At 63.5% G+C, this 20,723-nt stretch carries 13 protein-coding genes; 1 reads left to right on the top strand and 12 read right to left on the bottom strand.

The window, feature by feature from the left end; genetic code table 11:
* Positions 1-260 precede the first annotated feature (260 nt).
* Complete coding sequence (locus V8G57_RS01560; RefSeq protein WP_425458207.1) at positions 261-9,056, top strand: GH36-type glycosyl hydrolase domain-containing protein; 8,796 nt, start codon at positions 261-263, stop codon at positions 9,054-9,056.
* Here the strand turns inward: V8G57_RS01560 and V8G57_RS01555 are convergent, their stop codons facing one another.
* The 12 genes from V8G57_RS01555 to dctP form a co-directional block, all read right to left on the bottom strand.
* The gene (locus V8G57_RS01555) at positions 9,057-10,100 is read right to left on the bottom strand and encodes a hypothetical protein (RefSeq protein WP_342827905.1); all 1,044 of its coding nucleotides are present in this window, start codon (positions 10,098-10,100) and stop codon (positions 9,057-9,059) included. It abuts the gene before it with no gap.
* 173 nt (positions 10,101-10,273) lie between these two features.
* Positions 10,274-11,200, bottom strand: a complete 927-nt coding sequence (locus V8G57_RS01550; protein ID WP_342827904.1) for an ACP S-malonyltransferase — start codon at positions 11,198-11,200, stop codon at positions 10,274-10,276.
* Between the two features lie 36 nt (positions 11,201-11,236).
* On the bottom strand, positions 11,237-12,373 hold the full coding sequence (locus tag V8G57_RS01545) for an ABC transporter substrate-binding protein (RefSeq protein WP_342827902.1): 1,137 nt from the start codon (positions 12,371-12,373) through the stop codon (positions 11,237-11,239).
* A 79-nt stretch (positions 12,374-12,452) separates the two neighbouring features.
* The gene (mdcB, locus tag V8G57_RS01540; protein ID WP_342827900.1) at positions 12,453-13,376 is read right to left on the bottom strand and encodes a triphosphoribosyl-dephospho-CoA synthase MdcB; all 924 of its coding nucleotides are present in this window, start codon (positions 13,374-13,376) and stop codon (positions 12,453-12,455) included.
* Positions 13,373-14,038: a malonate decarboxylase holo-[acyl-carrier-protein] synthase gene (gene mdcG, locus V8G57_RS01535; RefSeq protein ID WP_342827898.1), complete on the bottom strand. Its 666-nt coding sequence runs from the start codon at positions 14,036-14,038 to the stop codon at positions 13,373-13,375. The genes mdcB and mdcG overlap by 4 nt, the downstream gene beginning before the upstream one ends.
* Positions 14,022-14,738, bottom strand: a complete 717-nt coding sequence (mdcE, locus tag V8G57_RS01530) for a biotin-independent malonate decarboxylase subunit gamma (protein WP_342827897.1) — start codon at positions 14,736-14,738, stop codon at positions 14,022-14,024. The genes mdcG and mdcE overlap by 17 nt, the downstream gene beginning before the upstream one ends.
* A 2-nt stretch (positions 14,739-14,740) precedes the next feature.
* Positions 14,741-15,640, bottom strand: a complete 900-nt coding sequence (locus tag V8G57_RS01525; protein WP_342827896.1) for a biotin-independent malonate decarboxylase subunit beta — start codon at positions 15,638-15,640, stop codon at positions 14,741-14,743.
* A complete protein-coding gene (gene mdcC, locus V8G57_RS01520; protein ID WP_144736120.1) occupies positions 15,637-15,951 on the bottom strand; it encodes a malonate decarboxylase acyl carrier protein in 315 nt (104 codons plus the stop codon). Before mdcC ends, V8G57_RS01525 begins: the two co-directional genes overlap by 4 nt.
* A gap of 28 nt (positions 15,952-15,979) precedes the next feature.
* Complete coding sequence (gene mdcA / locus V8G57_RS01515) at positions 15,980-17,644, bottom strand: malonate decarboxylase subunit alpha (protein WP_144736119.1); 1,665 nt, start codon at positions 17,642-17,644, stop codon at positions 15,980-15,982.
* Positions 17,641-18,990: a TRAP transporter large permease gene (locus V8G57_RS01510; RefSeq protein WP_342827895.1), complete on the bottom strand. Its 1,350-nt coding sequence runs from the start codon at positions 18,988-18,990 to the stop codon at positions 17,641-17,643. The genes mdcA and V8G57_RS01510 overlap by 4 nt, the downstream gene beginning before the upstream one ends.
* On the bottom strand, positions 18,990-19,571 hold the full coding sequence (locus tag V8G57_RS01505; protein ID WP_342827894.1) for a TRAP transporter small permease: 582 nt from the start codon (positions 19,569-19,571) through the stop codon (positions 18,990-18,992). Before V8G57_RS01505 ends, V8G57_RS01510 begins: the two co-directional genes overlap by 1 nt.
* The gene (gene dctP, locus V8G57_RS01500) at positions 19,568-20,587 is read right to left on the bottom strand and encodes a TRAP transporter substrate-binding protein DctP (protein ID WP_342827893.1); all 1,020 of its coding nucleotides are present in this window, start codon (positions 20,585-20,587) and stop codon (positions 19,568-19,570) included. The genes V8G57_RS01505 and dctP overlap by 4 nt, the downstream gene beginning before the upstream one ends.
* Between the last annotated feature and the right edge of the window lie 136 nt (positions 20,588-20,723).

Here is a 20,723-nt window from a genome sequence, read left to right as displayed (position 1 = left end):
TGATATTCAAAAATTATCCGGGGAAACTGTTAAGCTGTATCGAGCTTGTATCAAGCTTCTATCAAGCTGCATCACGCAGGAGGTCCGCAGGAAATCAGTCCGCAGACTATCAGTCTGCCCCCTTGCTGCCTCAATCTCTACCGTCCCCTGCCGCCTCTCCCAGCAAGGAGGTCCGGCCGGGCCAGAATCAGATCTCTGACCCTTCCACGCCATGCGATCCGGTTCCTTCCTGATTCATTGCATAAATAGAAACGTCAGAATTGAAATCAGATAACGAATCCCTGCGCAAAGCGCTACGCGACAATTTGCTCGACATCAAAAATGCCTTGCTGCCTGGCAGCCTGCGCAATGGTCCGGCGAGCGACGAATTGCCGCTGCGCGCGGAACTGTTCAGCGCCTTGCAGATGGAACAGCATGGCCGGGTGCTGGCCAACGCCCACAAGCTCAGCAGCGCACGCGGGCGCGACCAGCTGCTGTCGCGCCTGGCCGACAATGAAAATGTCATCATCGATGCCTGCAGCCTGCTGACCGAGGCAATCCGGGCCGGACGCCAGGTGACGCCGGCGGCGGAATGGCTGCTCGACAATTTCTACCTGATCGAAGAACAGATCCGCACCGCCAAGCGCCACCTGCCGAAGAACTACAGCAGGGAATTGCCGCGCCTGCTGCGCGGCAGCTCGGCCGGCCGGCCGCGGGTCTATGACATCGCGCTGGAAACCATTTCCCATGGCGACGGCCGCGTCGATCCCGAAAGCCTGAGCCGCTTTGTCGCCGCCTACCAGCAAGTCACGCCCCTGAAACTGGGCGAACTGTGGGCGATTCCGATCATGCTGCGCCTGGCGCTGATCGAAAACCTGCGGCGCGTCGCCGCCCGCCTGGCGCTCACCAGCTTCAACCGCAACCTGGCCGATTCCTGGGCCGACGCCATGGTGGAAAGCGCCGAAAACGACCCCAGCAACCTGATCTTGCTGGTAGCCGACATGGCGCGCTCCGATCCGCCCATGGATAGTTCATTCGTGGCCGAACTGGTGCGCCGCCTGCAAGGGCAAAGTCCGGCCCTGACGCTGCCCATGACCTGGCTATCGCAGCGCCTGGCGGAATCCGGCCAGGCCATCGAGCAGCTGGTCCAGCTGGAGACGCAGCAGCAGGCTGCCGACCAGGTATCGATCAGCAACAGCATCGGCAGCCTGCGCTTCCTGAGCGCCATGGACTGGCGCGAATTCGTCGAAACCATGAGCGTGGTCGAGCATGCCTTGCGCAAGGATCCGGCCGACGTCTATGCCCGCATGGATTTCTCTACCCGCGACCACTATCGGCACGTGATTGAAAGAATCGCCCGGCACAGCAGCTTGCCGGAATTTGAGATAGCTGAACACGCAATCCGCCTCGCCGGCACGCAAGCGCCGCAAAACGGCGCTGACCAGCGCAGCGCCCACGTCGGCTACTACCTGATCGGCCAGGGCCTGCCGCAGCTGGAACGGGCAGTAGCGTTCAAGCTGCCGAAACTGGAAGCGCTGCGCCGCGCAGGCAAGGCCGCGCCCCTGAGCACCTACCTGGCCAGCATATTGCTGATCACCCTGGCCGTCAGCGCCGGCATCGCCTTCAAGGCCTATGCCGGCGGCGCCAGCCAATGGCTGCTGGCCCTGGTCGCGGTGCTGGCGCTGGTCGCCAGCAGCCAGCTGGCGCAAGCCATGGTCAACTGGCTGGTTACGCTGGTCGCCCTGCCGCACCCGCTGCCGCGCATGGATTTTTCGGATGGCGTTCCGGCCACATCGCGGGCTCTGGTGGCGGTGCCCACGATACTGTCGAACAGGCAGAACATCGACAGCCTGACGGAAGCCCTGGAGGTGCGCTTTCTCGCCAACCGCGATCCCAACCTGCGCTTTTGCCTGCTGACAGATTTCGCCGACGCCGATACAGAAGTCCTGCCCGGGGACGACGTCCTGCTGCAGCATATCGAACACAATATCCAGGAACTGAACAAGAAATACCGCCAGGACCACGGCGACAACTTCCTGCTGCTGCACCGTCCGCGCCGCTGGAACCCGCAGGAAAAAACCTGGATGGGCTACGAACGCAAGCGCGGCAAGCTGGCCGACCTCAATGCTTTCCTGCGCGGCGCCGGCGCCGGCACTTTCTCGCTGATCGTCGGCGATACCGGAGGCCTCCGCAATGTCAGGTACGTGATCACGCTCGACACCGATACCGAACTGCCGCGCGACGCCGCCCGCCAGTTCGTGGCCACCATGGCGCATCCGCTGAACCGCGCGCTGTACGACGCCAGCCGCCAGCGCGTGGTGGAAGGCTACGGCATCCTGCAGCCGCGCATAGCGGTCAGCCTGCCCAGCGCCGGCGCCTCCCGCTATGAACTGCTGTGCGGCGGAGAAACCGGCATCGATCCTTACACCCGCACCGTGTCCGACGTCTACCAGGACATCTTCGGCGAAGGCTCTTTCGTCGGCAAAGGCATCTACGATGTCGACGCCTTCGAACAGACCTTGAAGGACCGCATGCCGGAAAACCGCGTGCTCAGCCACGACCTGCTGGAAGGCTGCTACGCACGCGCCGGCCTGCTCAGCGACGTCCAGCTGTACGAACAATATCCGTCGCGCTATAGCGCCGACGCCGGCCGCCGCCACCGCTGGATACGCGGCGACTGGCAGATCGCGTCCTGGCTGCTGCCGCGGGTGCCGGGCGCACGCGATGCCGCCAGCGGCAAGATCGGCCATCACCGCAATCCGCTGTCCGCCCTGTCGCGCTGGAAGCTGTTCGACAACCTGCGCCGCAGCGTCGTCCCGTTCGCGCTGACGGCCTTGCTGCTGGCCGGCTGGATTGGCCTGCCTTCAGCCTGGTTCTGGACCGGCGCCGCGCTCGGCATCGTGCTGATTCCCTCGCTCTGCGCCAGCATCCTGAGCCTGCTGCGCAAGCCGGACGATGTGCTGCTGCGGCAACACCTTTCGGCATCGCTGCATGCAACCCTGCAGCATTTCGCCCATGCCACGCTGACCCTGGTTTTCCTGCCGTATGAAGCCGCGCTCAACCTCGACGCCATCATCCGCACGCAATGGCGGATCCTGGTCTCGCACCGCAAGCTGCTGGAATGGCAGCCTTCCAGCGAGGCCGGCCGCCTGGCCAGCAACAGCTTGCTGTCCTACTACCGGTCGATGTGGATCGCGCCGGCGATTGCGCTGGCGACAGCAATCTGGCTGCTGGCAAGGAATCCGTCCGCCCTGCAGGCGGCGGGCGCCGTCCTGCTGCTGTGGTGGTTGTCGCCCCTCGTCGCCTGCTGGATCAGCCAGCCGATTGCGCGCCGCGCGGTGCAACTGTCAGGCGAGCAGACCCGGTTCCTGAAAGCGCTGTCGCGCAAGATGTGGCTGTTTTTTGAAACCTATGTCGGCCCCGAGGACAACTGGCTGCCGCTCGACAACGTGCAGGAACACCCGGTCGCCGTGGTGGCGCGCCGCACTTCTCCCACCAACATCGGCTTGTCGCTGCTGGCCAACCTGAGCGCCTATGATTTCGGCTACATCCCTTCGGGCCAGCTGCTGGAACGCACCCAAAACACTTTCCAGACCCTGGCTTCGCTGGAACGTTACCAGGGGCATTTCTATAACTGGTACGACACCCAATACCTGAAGCCGCTGCAGCCGATTTATGTCTCGACCGTCGACAGCGGCAACCTTGCCGGCCACCTGATGACCCTGCGGCCAGGCTTGAACGGGCTGCTCGATGCGCCGATATTCGACCCCAAGGTGTTCTCAGGCATCCGCGACACCTATGAAATCCTGCGCGCCACCGCCGGCGGCGGGCCGCTGGTCAAACTGGTCCAATTCGAAAAAGACTTGCAGGACGCCTGCGAATCGGCGCCAGCCACCTTGACCGTGGCGCACGATTGCCTGCAGGGCCTTAGCCATTGCGCCGCCGGCTTTGTGGCCGGCCTCGACACCGTTCCCGACACCCAGCTCAATGTCTGGGCGCGCGCGCTGGCCAGCCAGTGCCGCGAAGCCCTGAACGAACTGGTTATCCTGGCGCCGTGGATATCCGCGCTGGCGCCGGCGGCATGGATCACCGCATTCCCGCAGCTCGACCGGATTCCGACCCTGCGCCAGCTGGCGCGGATCCATGCCGACCTGGCGCCGCTGCTGGAACCGGCCGTTGCCGGCGACGATGACCCGCGCCAGGACCAGGCCCCGGCCACCCTCGGCCAGCTGGTGGCAGAGGGCAGCCGGCACGCCGCCGAACGCATGCTGCTGATCGAGCAGCTGGTGACCCAGGCCGGCGAGTTCGCCCGCATGGAATACGGTTTCCTGTACGATCCCGCCACCCATCTGCTGGCCATCGGCTATAACGTCAGCGAGCGCCGGCGCGACGTCAGCTTCTACGACTTGCTGGCATCCGAAGCAAGGCTCGCCACCTTCGTCGGCATCGCCCAGGGCCAGCTGCCGCAGGAAAGCTGGTTCGCGCTGGGACGCCAGCTCACCATCGCCGGCGGCGACCCGATCCTGCTGTCGTGGAGCGGATCGATGTTCGAATACCTGATGCCCTTGCTGGTCATGCCGAATTTTGAAAACACCCTGCTCGGCCAGACTTACCAGTCGGCGGTAAGGCGGCAAATCGAATACGGCATGCAGCGCGGCGTGCCTTGGGGCATTTCGGAATCGGGCTACCATACTTTCGACGCCAGCCTCAACTACCAGTACCGCGCATTCGGCGTGCCGGGCCTGGGTTTCAAACGCGGGCTCGGCGACGACCTGGTGATCGCTCCCTACGCATCGATGATGGCGCTGATGGTGGCGCCGGAAGAAGCATGCCGCAACCTGCAGCAGCTGTCGGCCGAAGGTTTCGAGGGCGAATACGGCTTCTTCGAAGCGATCGACTACACGCCGTCGCGCCTGCCGCGCGGACAAGCCAGCGTGGTCATCCGCTCTTTCATGGCGCATCACCAGGGCATGGGTTTCCTGTCGCTGGCGTACCTGCTGCTGGACCGGCCCATGCAAAAACGCTTCGAATCGGACCCGCTGTTCCAGGCCACCATGTCGCTGCTGCACGAGCGCGTGCCGAAAGCCAGCGCAACTTATTCCAACACCACCGAGCTGGCCGACATCCGCACCGCCGTGGCTGACCAGGGCATGCAGATGCGGGTGTTGCAACGTCCGGATCCGCGTACGCCGGAAGTACAGCTGCTGTCGAACGGCCGTTATCACGTGATGATCACCAGCGCCGGCGGCAGCCGCAGCCGCTGGAACGATCTCGCCGTGACTCGCTGGCAGGAAGACAGCACGCGCGACAACTGGGGCGCCTTCTGCTATGTGCGCGAACTGAACGGCGGCGAACCCGGCTATTTCTGGTCGACCGCTTTCCAGCCGACGCTGGCGCAGCCGGACAGCTACGAAGTGATTTTCTCCGAAGGCCGCGCCGAATTCCGCCGGCGCGACAACAGTTTCGACATGCACACCGAAATCGTGGTGTCGCAGGAAGACGATATCGAATTGCGCCGGACCCGCATCGTCAACCGCTCGCGCTCGCGCCGCACCATCGATATCACCAGCTACGCCGAAGTGGTGCTGGCGCCGGCCGCCGCCGACGCCACCCATCCGGCCTTCAGCAACCTGTTCGTTCAGACTGAAATCGTGGCGGCCCAGCGCGCTATCCTGTGCACGCGCCGGCCGCGTTCCATGCATGAAAAGATGCCGTGGATGTTCCACTTGATGGCGCTGCACGGCGCCGATATCGACGCCGTATCTTACGAAACCGACCGCATGCAGTTCATCGGCCGCGGCAATACCGTGGCTGCGCCGCAAGCGATGCGCCGGCAAGGCCCGCTGGCAGGCAACGCCGGCCCGGTGCTTGATCCGATTGTCGCCATCCGTTACCAGATCACGCTGGAAGCGGAACAGACAGCCACCATCGACATGGTGACCGGCATCGGCGATTCGCGCGACATCTGCCTCGGCCTGATCGAAAAATACCAGGATCGCCACCTGGCGGACCGGGTCGTCGAATTGTCCTGGCCGCACAGCCAGGTCGTGCTGCGCCAGCTCAACGCCAGCGAAGCCGACGCCCAGCTTTACAGCCGGCTGGCGAATTCGGTGATCTATGTCAATCCGCTGCTGCGCGCCGACGCCAGCATCCTGATCCGCAACCATCGCGGACAGTCCGGCTTGTGGGGCTACGCCATTTCCGGCGACTTGCCCATCGTGCTGGTGCGCCTCAAGAGCCAGGACAACATCGAACTGGTGCGGCAGCTGGTGCAGGCCCATGCCTACTGGCGTTCGAAAGGACTGGCGGTCGACCTGGTGATCTGGAACGAAGACCACGCCGGTTACCGGCAATTGCTGCAAGAGCAGATCTTGGGGCTGATTTCATCGGTTACCGGCGCCCATGAAATCGATCGCCCGGGTGGCATTTTTGTGCGCCTGGTCGACCAGATCTCGGATGAAGACCGGGTCTTGTTCCAGTCGGTGGCGCGGATCATCCTGAGCGACAGCCGCGGCACGCTGGCCGAGCAGATCAACCGCCGCGACCTGATGGAAATCCGCCTGCCGCGCCTGATACCGGCACTGAAACAAACGCTGCCCGCAATGCCGCCGGAAATCCGACTGCCGCGGCGCGAGCTGGACCTGGCGAACGGCATCGGCGGCTTCACGGCTGACGGCCGCGAGTATGTCATCACCACTTCCAGCACCCGGCTGACGCCGGCGCCCTGGGTCAACATCATCGCCAACCCGGAATTCGGCAGCGTGATTTCGGAAAACGGACAAGCTTACAGCTGGGGCGAAAACGCCCATGAATTCCGGCTCACGCCGTGGGCCAACGATCCAGTCAGCGACGGCGGCGGCGAAGTGTTCTACCTGCGCGACGAAGAAAGCGGACGTTACTGGTCCCCCACGCCGCTGCCCCGCCGCGGCAGCGGCGACTACGTGACCCGGCACGGTTTCGGCTACAGCGTGTTCGAACATATCGAGGACGGTATTGTTTCCGAACTGACCGTCTATGTCGCAGTCGATGCCTCGATCAAGTATTCGGTACTGCGGGTACGCAACGAGTCCGACGCCATGCGCAAGCTTTCCGCCACCGGCTACGTCGAATGGGTGCTGGGCGACCTGCGCCCTAAATCGTCCATGCACATCGTCACTGAAACCGATCCGGCCACCGGCGCCTTGTTTGCACGCAATCCCTACAATACCGAATTCACCGAGCGCGCCGCGTTCTTCGATGTCGACGCCAGCAACCGCAGCGTCAGCGGCGACCGCAATGAATTCATAGGCCGCAACGGATCGCTGCAAAAACCCGCGGCAATGGAACGGCTGCGCCTGTCCGGCAAGGTCGGCGCCGGTTTCGATCCATGCGCCGCAATCCAGGTGCAGTTCGAACTGAACCAGGGCCAGCAGCGCGAAATCGTCTTCATCCTTGGCATGGCTGATACCCGCCAGACCAATGCCAGCAGCCTGGTGCAACGCTATCGCGGCGGCGCTGCGGCGCATGAAGCGCTGCAGGCGGTACATGCATTCTGGGAACATACGCTGGGAGCAGTCCAGGTAAAAACGCCGGACCGCGAGCTGAACCTGCTCGCCAATGGCTGGCTGATGTACCAGGTCATCGCTTGCCGCCTGTGGGCGCGCAGCGGTTACTACCAGTCCGGCGGCGCCTTCGGCTTCCGCGACCAGCTGCAGGACGCCATGGCGCTGGTGCACTGCCAGCCACAGCTGCTGCGCGCCCATCTGCTGCTGTGCGCCGCCCACCAGTTCATCGAAGGCGACGTCCAGCACTGGTGGCACCCGCCCAGCGACCGCGGCGTGCGCACCCATTGCTCCGACGACTTCCTGTGGCTGCCGCTGGCGGTCCATCGTTACGTCAGCAGCACCGGCGACCGCAGTGTGCTGGACGAGAGCGTACATTTCCTGGAAGGCCGCGCGGTCAATCCGGACGAGGATTCCTACTACGACCTGCCAGGCCATTCGAGCCAGGTCGCAACCTTGTACCAGCATTGCGTGCGCGCCATCGAGAGGGGCTTGAGATTCGGCGTGCATGGCTTGTCGCTGATGGGATCATGCGACTGGAACGACGGCATGGACAAGGTCGGCGACAAAGGCAAAGGCGAAAGCGTCTGGCTCAGCTTTTTCCTGTACGACGTGCTGGCCGGTTTTGCCGAAATCGCCCTCGGCCAGCAGGACCAGGCATTCGCCGACCGTTGCCATGCCGAGGCCGGCCGGCTGCAGGAAAACATCGCCAAGAACGGCTGGGACGGCGGCTGGTATCGGCGCGCTTATTTCGACGACGGCACGCCGCTGGGCTCCGCCCAGAATGTCGAATGCCAGATCGATTCGATTTCGCAAAGCTGGGCGGTGCTGTCCGGCGCCGGCGATCCGCAACGGATGCAGGCCGCGATGCAGGCAGTCGACCAGCGCCTGGTGCGGCGCAAAGACGGCATCATCCAGCTGCTGGATCCGCCGTTCGACAAATCCGACCAGGACCCGGGTTATATCCGCGGCTATGTTCCAGGCGTGCGCGAGAATGGCGGGCAGTATACGCACGCCGCCATCTGGACCGTGATGGCGTTCGCCAAGCTGGGCGACAGGCAGCGCGCGTGGGAACTGATGCGCATGATCAATCCGCTTAACCACGGCAAGACTGCTGAAAAGATCGCCATCTACAAGGTCGAGCCCTATGTGGTGGCGGCCGACGTCTACGCCGGAGCGCCGCACGTCGGCCGCGGCGGCTGGACCTGGTACACCGGATCGGCCGGGTGGATGTACCGCCTGATCGTGGAATCGCTGCTGGGCTTGAGGCTGGAAGGCGGCAAGCTGCACGTCGCCCCATGCCTGCCGCACGACTGGGATACCTATAGCATGGATTATCGATACCGAGACACCATGTACAGGATAGTGGTAACGCAGACTACTGCCGAGGACGCCATTGTGCATTTCAAGGTAGATGGCGTGGCGCAGGAAGATAGCGCGATTGCTTTGACAGATGACCAGCGCGAGCATGCGGTGGAGATCCTGATGCGCTCACTGCCTGGAACGAGCACAACGCCCCAGGCAGGACATGCGTGATCAGCGGCCCAGCTTGTCGCGCAAGGCTGCCTTTCCTTGCGGCGTCAGGTACGGGCCGAGTTGTGCATAAGGGACCAGGAAGTCTTGCTCGCAACCGGTGCCGTAAGCCTCTTCCCAGAATTGCACGCCGTCGTTCTTGAGCGACACGCGATAATCTCCTTCGCCTTTGTAGCCGTCCTGGCATTCCTTCTCCAGCTTCAGGCCCTTGAACAGGACTTTTTTCAGCTTGTCCGGCAAGGGATTGGCATTGCGGTCGCCCGGCGCTTTGGCGATGAACCACTGCCACAGGTTGACCTCCTCGCCGCTCTGCAGGTCCCAGGTACGGTAGTCGAGCGTGATGCCGTTGCGGCCGTATCCCGCGGCCCAGCGGTAAAAATTGATGGTGATCCAGCGCGCTGACCAGAACACCGGTTCAGTCCGCGTTTCATCTTCTGCCGCCAGGCCCATGTCGCCGAGAAACCGGCGGCGCGTGGCAAAATAATCGGCGATGTCTTCGGGCTTGCCGGGCAGCTCGGCGCGCAGCGTCCGGTTGAGGCCGGCCAGCCGGTCGCCTGGCTCCAGCAATTCAAGCGTGACGACATCTGCAATCCGCAGGCTGCGGTATTTCTTGCCCTCGAATTCCTGCACCTTGCCAACCTGCAGCGCCGGGAAAACTTCCAGCTCCAGGTTATAGGTGTCGCTGCCGCAAGCATTTCCCTCGCCGTTCCAACTGACACGCGTCAACGCCAGCGCTTGCGGCTTGCCGCCTTTCGGATTGCGCCAGCTGCCCAGCAATTTATCGCCTGCGGGTGGTTCCAGCGTCCATGCGCCGGTGCCGTCGCCTTCTTTCCAGCCTGCCTGCCCTGCTTCCATTTTCAGCTGGATCGGTTTCTTGTAGCGCGCGTAATAATAGCTGCCGCTCGCTTCGCCGCCGTCAGCCGTGTTAAAGCAGGCGGCAATCTCTGCATTGCCCAGCTTGCCGCGCCACACGCCGGCAAGCGCAGGGTCCGCAGCGGCATGCGCCAGGAACGGCAGGTAGAACAGGACGATCAGCAGTCGGCGCATTAAAATCCTTCAGGTCGATGTGGTAGCGGTGCGCTAATTTAGCATGAACAATCGGTTCATCGGCTATCGCCGCCGCGCCCCTGGTCGAGCTGGCCCAGGCCGGCTAGCTGGCTTACGAGAGAAGCATCTTGCGGCTGATGCCGGAAGCCGAGAAAATCTGACGGCAACCCGCGTCACAAGCGCTGCAGCCAGCCGGCTACGCCGCGCAGCGAGCGGAACTCGCTTATCGAGCGGCAGGCAATCTGCGGATGCCTGGCTTGCAGCATGCGCGATAGCGCAGCCCCCGGCCCCAGCTCCAGCGCCGCCGTGATGCCCTGTTCGGCGCAGGCGTCCATGCAATCGCTCCAGCGTATGGTCTGCGCCAGCTGCCGGGACAGCACGCTAACCGCCTGTTCTTTTTTCACCACCGCCTGCCCGCTTAATCCCGACAACACCGGCATTTGCGGGTCGGTGGAAAACCGCTGGCGCAGCTGCTGCAAAAACGGCTCGACCGCGCCGTCCATCAAAGGGGTATGGGAAGCCACCGTCACCGGCAGCAGGCGGATTTTTCCACCCAGGCGTTCAATCTCGCTTGCCGCAAGATCCATGTCCCGGGCCAGGCCGCCGACGATGCAGCTGTCGGCGTCTGTTTCAATCGCGAGATATAAATTCCTTGGCGCCAGCATGGCGTTCAGCGTGCGGACAGCCAGCCCGCTCACCGCGCACAAGACTTGCGGCGCTGCTGCCTGCAGGCAGGCATCCATCAGCTGCGCGCGCGATGCCGCCAGCCGGATCGCCTGCGGCGCCGAAATCGCGCCGGCGACATGATACGCCGTGAGCTCGCCTATGCTGTATCCGGCCACCAGCGCCGGCGCCGGCAGCAAGGGTTGCAACGCCGACCAGGCCGCGGCCGTCGCCGCCACGATCAGGGGCTGCGCCAGCCGGTTTGAAAACAACAGCGCGTCGTCAGCCAGCACCTGCTCCAGCGGCATTCCCGGCGCGGCTTCCGGCAGCCATTGCTGCAGCGCCGCTGCAGTGGCCGGATCGGTGCGCGGCAAGTCGAACATGCCGGCATGCTGCCCGCCCTGGCCTGGACACAGGATCGCCAGGCGCAGGCTCATGTCCGGCCCGCACCCGGCTTGACTTGCCGAACTTGCCTAGCGCAGTACGTAACCATCCTTGCCGATCACCGTCAGTTCAATGAAGCTGAGGCCGTCGCGGCTGCCAGGGCCGTATTTAAGCGACATGCCGCCGAGGTCGTAGCCGCCCATGCTTTCCAGGCTGCTCACCAGGCTTTCGCGGGTCGGCTTGTTGCCGGCGCGGCGCAGTCCTTCCACCAGTACCTTGGCGGAAATGAATCCTTCCAGCGTCGGATAAGAGTCGGACAACTCGCTGCGGGTCTTGAGCGCGGTCATGAATTCCTTGGAAATCTGCGTGCTCGAACTTCTCGGATTCGGAAACACCTGGGTCATGCCGAGGCCGCGCGCATCCTTGCCCAAGCCTTGCAGGAACACTTGCGAACTGACATTCGACAGCGCAATCAACTGCTGCTGGCCGCCAGCCAGGCGATATTCCTTGATGAAAGCGGCGCATGGCTTGGCGGTGCAAATCAGCAGCACGGCTTGCGGCTTGGCGTCGAAAATCTTTTTCACCGCGCCTTCCACCGCCACCGTATTGCGTTCGTAATTGGCGATCACCGGTTCCGGCAGCTTGTATTTCTTGATCGCCTGCTTCAAGCCTTCCAAGGCGTCGTTGCCGAACGAATCGTTGGATACCAGCACCGCGTAACGCTGCAAGCCCATGCCCGACAATTGTTCGATGGCCGTCCCTACTTCATCGCGATATTTAGAGCGTACATTGAACAGGTAGCGCTGCATAGGCTCATGCAGGGAGGTGGCGCCGCTGACCGGCGCGATCAAAGGCACTTTGGCGTCGTTGATGGCGCCCAGGATCGATTCGGTAGTGGGCGTGCCGCGATACAGGAACAGGGCAAAGGCATTCTTTTCATTGAGCAGCTTGCGGGTGTTTTCAACCGTGCGCTTCGGCTCGAAACCATCGTCCAGCGATTCCAGCACGATCTTGCGGCCGAACACGCCGCCTTGCTTGTTGACGATATCGAAATACAGCTGCGCGCCCGCGGTCGCCTGCTTGACTTCTTCGGCGGCGGTGCCGGTAAAGCCGGCCGACTGGCCGATGACGATGGTATTCGAGGTGATGCCCGGTTCTGCGTTAGCGCTACCAATGCCAAACAAGCCAAACAGGCTGATGCTGACAGCCAAAGACAACTTCTTCATTTGTACTCCAGAAATGATGACGGATTAATTGATGTGCGTATAAAGGCAATAGCAGCAGGGCCGATCGGCTATCTCGCCATCACCGCAAGTAGCTAAGTCCATGCAGAAAATAAGTCGCCGCCAATAAATCGGCTGCGCCACCGGGCGACAGCTTATCCTGAATAAATACCTTATGGCAACTAATTGCGCGTTCGCGCCAGTCGTCTGTTGCGCAGCCGCCCGCATCCAGGAACTGGCGGGCGCTGCTTTTGACCTTGGCGGCGCCGGCCGGGCCGCCCCGGTGATAGAGGTTGGTGTCGCTGATGCCCGCCATCAGCGTAAATAAGGTGTCAACGGCAGCGGCGTCGTAGCCGCGCGCGGCGCCCAGCGTTTGCAGGAAGCGCGGCAAGGCGATCTCGAACAGCGACGGGAATCCCAGCGCGGCTTCTTCGCTGGCGCCGCTTACCGCGTATTGTTGGGCCACCTGGCGGCCGTGCGAAACGCCGGTCCGCTCATGCATGTGGCGGCCCAGGGCGTCGCCCCACTGTATCAGCAGCGTGGCGCGGACCGCAGCCGCCGACAACGGCATGCGCCGGCCATGGCAATAGCCGGCGGCGGCGCACAGCAGGCCGAGGCAAAAGATCGCGCCGCGGTGGGTATTGACGCCGCCGGTGGCGCGCAACATGGCTTGTTCGGCCTCCAGGCCCAATTGCTTGAGCGCCGCGAACTCCTTGCCGGCCATGCCGGCTTGGGTAATCCGGATGAAATAGTGGCGCAGCGCGAACAGGCTGCGCATGAAGGTAGCGGCGTCCATGTCGTCGTGGCTGCCGCTGTCCAGCAGCGACACCAGGCCCGGCTTGGGATACAGCTGCAATTCGCGGTACAGGCTGCGCAAGGCCAGCCGCCCGGTCGCCAGGCAAAACATCCGTTGCTGGCATGGGCCCTGCTCCCGCGCGCTACCCTGGCGGCGCAGCTGGGGCGATGCCGGCAGGCGCGGCTCGGCGGTGCGGCTGCTCAGCATCATGCATTTTCCAGCGTCGCTACCAGGTCAGCCATCGGCGCCAGCCTGACCGCGCTGCGCGTCTTGACCAGCACCTGCTGTCCGTTGCCGGCCTGCAGCGCCTGCCAGCATTCTTTCCAGGCGACTGCCTGGCCGTCCGCAAAAACCACTTCGCCGTCCAGCGGCAAGCGCGCCGCGTACTGCGCCAGCAAGGCGATGCCGCGCCTGAATTCTTCCGTGCTGCCCGGCGTAAACAACAGGTCGATGTCGGAAGTCCGGGTCAGGTAATTCTGCTGGGTCAGTATCTGCCAGGCCCACGAACCATAGATGCGCATCGCGATGCCGCTGTGCAGGCAATCGCCGGCAAAAGCATGCAGCGCCCGGCTCCAGGCTGGCGGCGCATGCGGCAAGGCGGCCCGCAATGCCAGCGGATCGGCAATCCGCCCGACATCGCCAAACTGCGCCTGGAACGGGATCCTGCCCTTGTCGCCATTGGCGTCAGGCGGCAGCGCCAGGCCCAGGCACAATTGATCTTCCGGGGTATCCGGCTGGCGGCGGCGCAGGACGGCCGGCCAGTCGCGCGACTGCCAGCGCGCCAGCACGGCCCGATAATCCGCCGGCGCCGCCTGCGCTGCGCGCTGCCAGCCGTCGGCGCTCAGCCAGACCAGGCTATGGCGGGCCGGCATGATCGATCACTGCCTGCGTTACGGTCCAGGCCAGGCTGCGGCCGCCGCGCTGCAGGCCGGCCGCGCTGCGCCGGTCTTGCGGGCTTGATTGGTGCAACGCTTGTACCAGCTGTTGCGCCAGGTCGGCCTGCCAGATGGCTTCGACGCCGCCCATCTGCAGGTAATTGACGGCTCCCGGCGCAAATACCGGATTGCTCTTGGCCAGCTCCGTCAGCCTCGCCTCCGGCACCTTGGTAATGCGCGCCATCGCCGCCAGCCCCATGACGCGGATGGTTGCTTCCGGCAAGGCATAGCAGCCGTCAGCCATCAGGCCGCTGGTGATGAAGCCGCCGGACAAGGCCTGGTCGTATACCAGGCCGACTATCTTGTGCTGCCGGCGCCGCGCCAGGTCGATGCACTTGGCCAGGTGCGCCATGTAGCTGTTGATGCCGAGCATTTCATCGCGATGCCGCAGGCGCTGGCCCTGGGTATCGATCAGGATGACGATGGAACGCTGCGGATGCTGGCGCACCGTGGCCAGGATCGCCTGCGCCTGCAGCAGCGCGATTTCGACGCCGATCGCCGCGTGGCCGGTGGTGCCGATCACCGTCACGGCGTCGCCGTCAAGCTGCGCCGTGCCAGTCAGGAAATCATCTTGTTCGACCACCGTATGGCCGTCCGGGAACAAGCTCGCTGCCAGGGTTTTCCAGTCCGTGCTCATCCTCACGCTCCCAGCCGCAGCTTGGCGGTGGCGGCGACAAATGCGTCGGCTTCCAGCATCGGCAGCCCGGCAGCGTCGGCGACGCCGATCCGGGTCCAGATATCGAGCGGGTCGGTCGCGTCGCCAAAACTGTCGATTCGGTCTTGCAGCAGCTGCTGCTCTGCCTCCAGCGCCGCCAGCGTCAAGCCGATGCCGCCGGTGTCGGCATGGCACTCCTGCGCCAAGCCGAAGGCAGCCTGGCGGAACGCGGCGCCGTCGTCGGCCACCAGCACCTGGCAATCGCCCAGCAGGTAGCGATGCTTGCCGCCGGTGGTGCGCCATACCAGCGCCCGGTCGCGTGAATCGAATTCTTCGACGCCGTTGGCAGTTTCAATCACTTCCGGCCCCGACATCGCCAGCCGGCCTTCTTCCGACATCACGATCGCATTGGCGCAGCGGGCGACGATGCCCATGCCGCCGAAACAGCCGTTGGAGCCGCCGACCAGCACGATCACGGGAATGCCGGCGGCGCGCACCTCAAGCAAGGCGCGCATCACTTCCGATACCGCAATCAGGCCGGCATTGGCTTCATGCAAGCGCACGCCGCCGCTTTCCAGCAACAGCACCACCGCAAACGGCCGCTCGCGCACCGCGCGCAGCAGCAGGCCGGTGAGCTTGGCGCCATGCACCTCGCCCACCGCGCCGCCCATGAAACCGCCCTCTTGCGCGGCCACGAATACGGTTTCGCCGAACAGCCGTCCCTGGCCGATCGCCACGCCGTCGTCAAACGATACCGGCGCATCCAGCTGCGCCAGGTGCGGGCTGACGATCTTCAGCGCCGGCGGCAGGAATTCGTAAAAACTGCCGGCATCCAGCACCGCGGCCAGGCGTTCGCGGGCGTTCGCCTCCAGGTAGCTGTTCATGGAGCGCTCCCGGTCATGGCTTGCAACGCCTGGTCCAGGCGCAGGCTGACTACCGCCGGCGTGGCGCCCATGTCGTTGATGGCGATATGGGCGTCGGCCAGCTGCCAGCGCTGCTGGAAATCGCCCAGCACCGCTTCCCAGATGGCGCCGAAGCCGCGCGCGGCAGTCTTGATTTCAATCGTGCAGGCGCCGTTCAGCGCCGCCGGTTCGACCAGCACTTCCAGGTTGCCCGAACTGACCACGCCGGACAGCTGGGCCAGCGGCGGCAAACGGCGCTGGCCATGTTCAAAACGAAAATTCAAGGTTTCCATCAACCGCTCCTTGCCCTTCTACTCGCTGCTACCAGTTTCTGAAGCGTTTCGGCGGATCGTACAAACCGCCCGAGGCCCGCACCAGGTCTTTCATGCTTTTCGCCGCCAGCAGGTCGCGCGTAGCCAGCCGCTTGTCGATGCCGAGATCCTCGGGCCGCTGGATGATGCCGCGGTCGCGCAGGTTCTCCACCATGCGCTTGTCGCGCCCCAGTCCGACCGGCGTGTAGCCGGCGACGCCGCGCACCGCCTGCTCGCGTTCCTCGTCGGTACGGCACAGCAGCAGGTTGGCCAGCCCTTCTTCAGTCAGGATATGGCTGACGTCTTCGCCGTAGATCATCACCGGCGGAATCGCCATGTCGGCCTGTTCCGCCAGTTCCCAGGCGTCCAGCCGTTCGACGAAGGCCGGCTGCATGTGCTCGCGGAAAGTTTCGACGATCTGCACTACCAGCTTTTGTCCGCGCGGGATCAGGTTCTTGCCGTCGCGCGCCTGGCGCCCGGCTTTCAGCCAGGCCGGGCTGGCGTGGCGCCGTCCGCGCGCATCGGCGCCCATGTTGGGCGCGCCGCCGAAACCGGCGATGCGGCCGGCAGTCGCGGTCGATGAGTTGCCCTGCAAATCGATCTGCAGGGTGGAGCCGATGAACATGTCGCAGGCATAGTGGCCGGCCACCTGGCTGAAGGCGCGGTTGCTGCGCATGGAGCCGTCGCCGCCGACGAAAAACACATCCGGGCGCGCCCGGATGTAGTCCTCCATGCCGAGTTCGGAACCGAAGGAATGGATCGATTCGACAAAACCTGCTTCAATCGCCGGGATCAGCGCCGGATGCGGATTGAGCGCCCAGTGCTGGCAGATCTTGCCTTTCAGGCCCAGCGAAGCGGCATAGGTCGGCAGGATCAGTTCGATGGCCGCGGTGTCGAAACCGATGCCGTGGTTCAGGCGCTGCACTTCATATTCTGCGTAGATGCCCTTGACCGCCATCATCGCCATCAAGACCTGGATTTCGGAAATCTGCGCCGGGTCGCGGGTAAACAGCGGTTCGATATAGTGCGGCGTCGGCGCCTGCACCACAAAACCTACCCAGTCGGCCGGGATGTCGACGCGCGGCAGCGTATCCACTATCTCGTTGACCTGGGCGATCACGATGCCGCCGCTGAAAGCGGTGGCTTCGACAATCGCCGGCGTGTCTTCGGTATTCGGCCCGGTGTAGAGGTTGCCGTGGCGGTCCGCCGCCTGCGCCGCCACCAGCGCCACCCGCGGCGTGAGGTCGACGAAGTAGCGGCCGAACAATTCCAGGTAAGTATGGATAGCGCCGATATTCAGCTTGCCGGCCGCCACCAGCCGCGCCAGGCGCACCGACTGCGGCCCGGAAAACGAAAAATCCAGGCGCTCGGCGACGCCGCTTTCAAATACGTCCAGGTGCTCGGGCAAGGCCAGCACCGACAGCAGCATGTGCAAGCCGCTGACACGGGCAGGATCGAGCCGGGCCAGCGCCTTGGCCAGGAAATCGGCCTGCTTCTGGTTGTTGCCTTCCAGGCAAACGCGGTCGCCGGACTCCAGCACGCTGTACAGCAGGTCGGCAATCCGCCCCGCGTCCACCACCTTGCCTTTGCAGGCGCCGCCAAGGAGATTGGCGGCGCGCTGCAGGCGCTGTTCGCGGTTGCTGTTGCGCAGATCCCAGCGCCGGTTTTCCATCATCGGGCTCCCATCAGCAAATCAGGCAAGCCGGTGACGATGCCTGGAAACAGGCACAGCAGGATGATCGCCAGGAACATCAGCAGCAGGAACGGCAGCGTGCCCTTGATCACATCCGACAAGGGAATGTCAGGCGCGATATTCTTGATGACAAACAGGTTCAAGCCCACCGGCGGATGGATCAGCCCCATTTCCATCACTACCGTCATCACCACGCCGAACCAGATCAGGTCGAAGCCCGCTTCGCGCAGCGGCGGCAGGATGATGGGCGCGGTCATCAGGATGATGGATACCGGCGGCAGGAAGAAGCCAAGCACGATCACCATCAGCAGGATCACCGCCAGCAGCAGCCATTTCGACAGGTGCAGCGCGACTACCCATTGCGCCGCCGACTGGCTGATGTGGAGGTAGCTCATGACGTATGAATACAGCAAGGACATGCCGATGATCAGCAGCAGCATGCAGGATTCCTTGATGGTCGAATTCAGGAACGGCATCAGGTCGCGCGGGCGCCACATGCGGTACACCACCGCGATCAGCACGATCGCCAGCAAGGCGCCCAGGCCGGCGGTTTCGGACGGCGTGGCGAACCCGCCGTACAAGGCAATCATGACGCCGATCAGCAAGATCAGGAACGGCAGCACGCGCGGCAGCATCTCGACTTTCTGGGCGAAAGTGAAATGCTCGTCGTCCAGGTAGGCCGACTTGGCGCCGCCTTCGCTATAGACCTGGTGCGCAAGGCGATACTCCTTGCGCGCCCGGTACACGGCATAACCGGCAAACAGGATCACCAGCAATACGCCGGGACCGACGCCGGCCAGGAACAGCCGGCCCAGCGATTGTTCCGACGCCACTGCGTACAGGATCATGGTGATCGAAGGCGGCAGCAGGATGCCGAGCGTGCCGCCGGCGGCGATGATGCCGGCCGCGAAGCCGGGCGAATACCCACGGCGGCGCATTTCCGGGATGCCGGCGGAACCGATCGCCGAGCAGGTCGCAGGCGAAGAACCGGCCATCGCCGCGAACAAGGCGCAGGCAAACACGTTGGCGATGCCGAGGCCGCCCGGCACCTTGCTCAGCCAGGCATGGATCGCCGAATACAGGTCGCGCCCGGCGGGCGATTTCCCGATCGCCGCCCCTTTCAGGATGAACAGCGGGATCGACAGCAAGGTGACCGAGGCGATTTCCTCATAGACGTTTTGCGTGACCGTATCGAGCGACGACGCGGGCATGAAGAAATACATGAAACTGGTCGCGACCACACCGAGCGCAAACGCTATCGGCATGCCGGAACACATCACGACAATCGTGACGATGCCATACAAGGCACCTAAGGCAAGCGGACTCATTACTCTCCCGTGACAGTGTTAACGGATGTGGGGCGGTCGGTCAGGCGCGCCAGCACTTGCACCAGCAGCTGCAAGGTGAGCACCGTCATGCCAAGCGCCATCAGCGAATAGGGAATCCACAATGGCGGCGCAAAAGTGGACGAGGTAGTCTGGCCTTCCGACCAGGCTTCATGGAACAGCGCCCACGATTTCCAGGAGAAGAAAGCGCAGAACAGGAAAGAGACCAGGTCGACCAGCAGCAGGCGCACCGCATTCACGCCGGCCGGCAATATCGAGGACAAGGCTTCGATGCCGATATGGCCGCGGTACGACTGGGCATAACCTGCACACAGGAAGATCACGCCGACCAGCATGAACACCGTGGCGTCGTCCTGCCAGTCGGTGGGGACATGGAAGAAATAGCGCGCCACCACCGAATACGTCATGATCAGCGAGGTCAGCGTCAGCGCCGCCATGGAAAGATACAGGGCGAGTTTATGGAAGCGTTCCAGGATACCGGACAGGACCGCCACTACCGGATTGTCGGGCGTGGCAGGCAAGGCGGGTCCGGCATTCGGCTTCGTATCGAAGCCATGGCTCATAGGAGTTTCTCAGCCAGTTTCAGCAGCTTGGCGCAATTGTCGTTCCTGGCGGCGTAGTCCTTCCACGCCGTGTTGCGCGCAATGTCCTGCCACTTCTTGACCGTAGCCGCATTCAAGTCGACCACCTTGGCGCCGGCCCGCTGGTATACTGCGGCGACACCGGAATCGTCGAGCCGCGCCGCGCTGGTGGCGAACTTTTCCATTTCGGCGCCGACCGCCATCACCGCTGCCTGCTGTTCCTTGGTCAGGCGATCGAAGGTCGCCTTGGAAATCATCAGCGGCTCCAGCATGTACCAATAGGCTTTGTCGCGGCCGCTGGTCAGGCTCTTGGAGACTTCTTCCAGGCGGAAGGAAATCAGCGAAGTCGACGACGTCATCGCTGCATCCATGGCGCCGGTCTGCATTGCCGCATAGATTTCATTGGAAGGCAGGGTCACCACGGCGGCGCCGGCTTCTTTCAGGATCAGGTCCATCTCGCGCGAACCGCCGCGCACCTTCAGGCCCTTGGCGTCGGCAGGATCGACGATCGGCTTGCCGCGCGACGCGACGCCGCCGGCTTGCCAGATCCAGCTGACGATGATGACGCCCTTTTCCAGCAGGATGCGCGACAGTTCCTTGCCGACTTCCGAATTCTTCCAGGCCGCGCCTTGTTCATACGAAGTCACCAGGCCAGGCATCAGGCCGATATTCACTTCCGGCACTTCGCCGCCGGCATAGTTGAGCGGCACCAGGGAAAAATCCAGGGCGCCTTTGCGCAATGCGGAGAACTGGGAGTTGGTCTTCATCAGCGACGAACCGGGATAGATTTCGAACTTCAGGCTACCGTTGGTGCGCTTGCCGACTTCAGCGGCGAACATGCGGGTCAGGCGGTCGCGGAAGTCGCCTTCGCTGATGGTGCCGCCGGGGAACTGGTGGGAAATTTTCAAGGCGCCTGATTGCGCCCAGACTGACGACACTGACCAGAACGGTGTGCTCGCGAGCGCGCCCAGCACCGTCCTTCTGCTGATTAAAGACATATCCCCTCTCCTCTGTTGGAAAAACCATCGATACAGTTTTAGCTACTTTTCATGCGGTTATTGCTGAAGATAGATGCTATGTATTCTTTTTTTGTTTCCTTGTATACACAATATTCCATAAAACATTTTTATGTCA

Source organism: Collimonas rhizosphaerae (assembly GCF_038896935.1).
Classification (GTDB): Bacteria; Pseudomonadota; Gammaproteobacteria; order Burkholderiales; family Burkholderiaceae_D; genus Collimonas; species Collimonas rhizosphaerae.
This window is presented reverse-complemented; position numbering and strand designations above follow the sequence as displayed.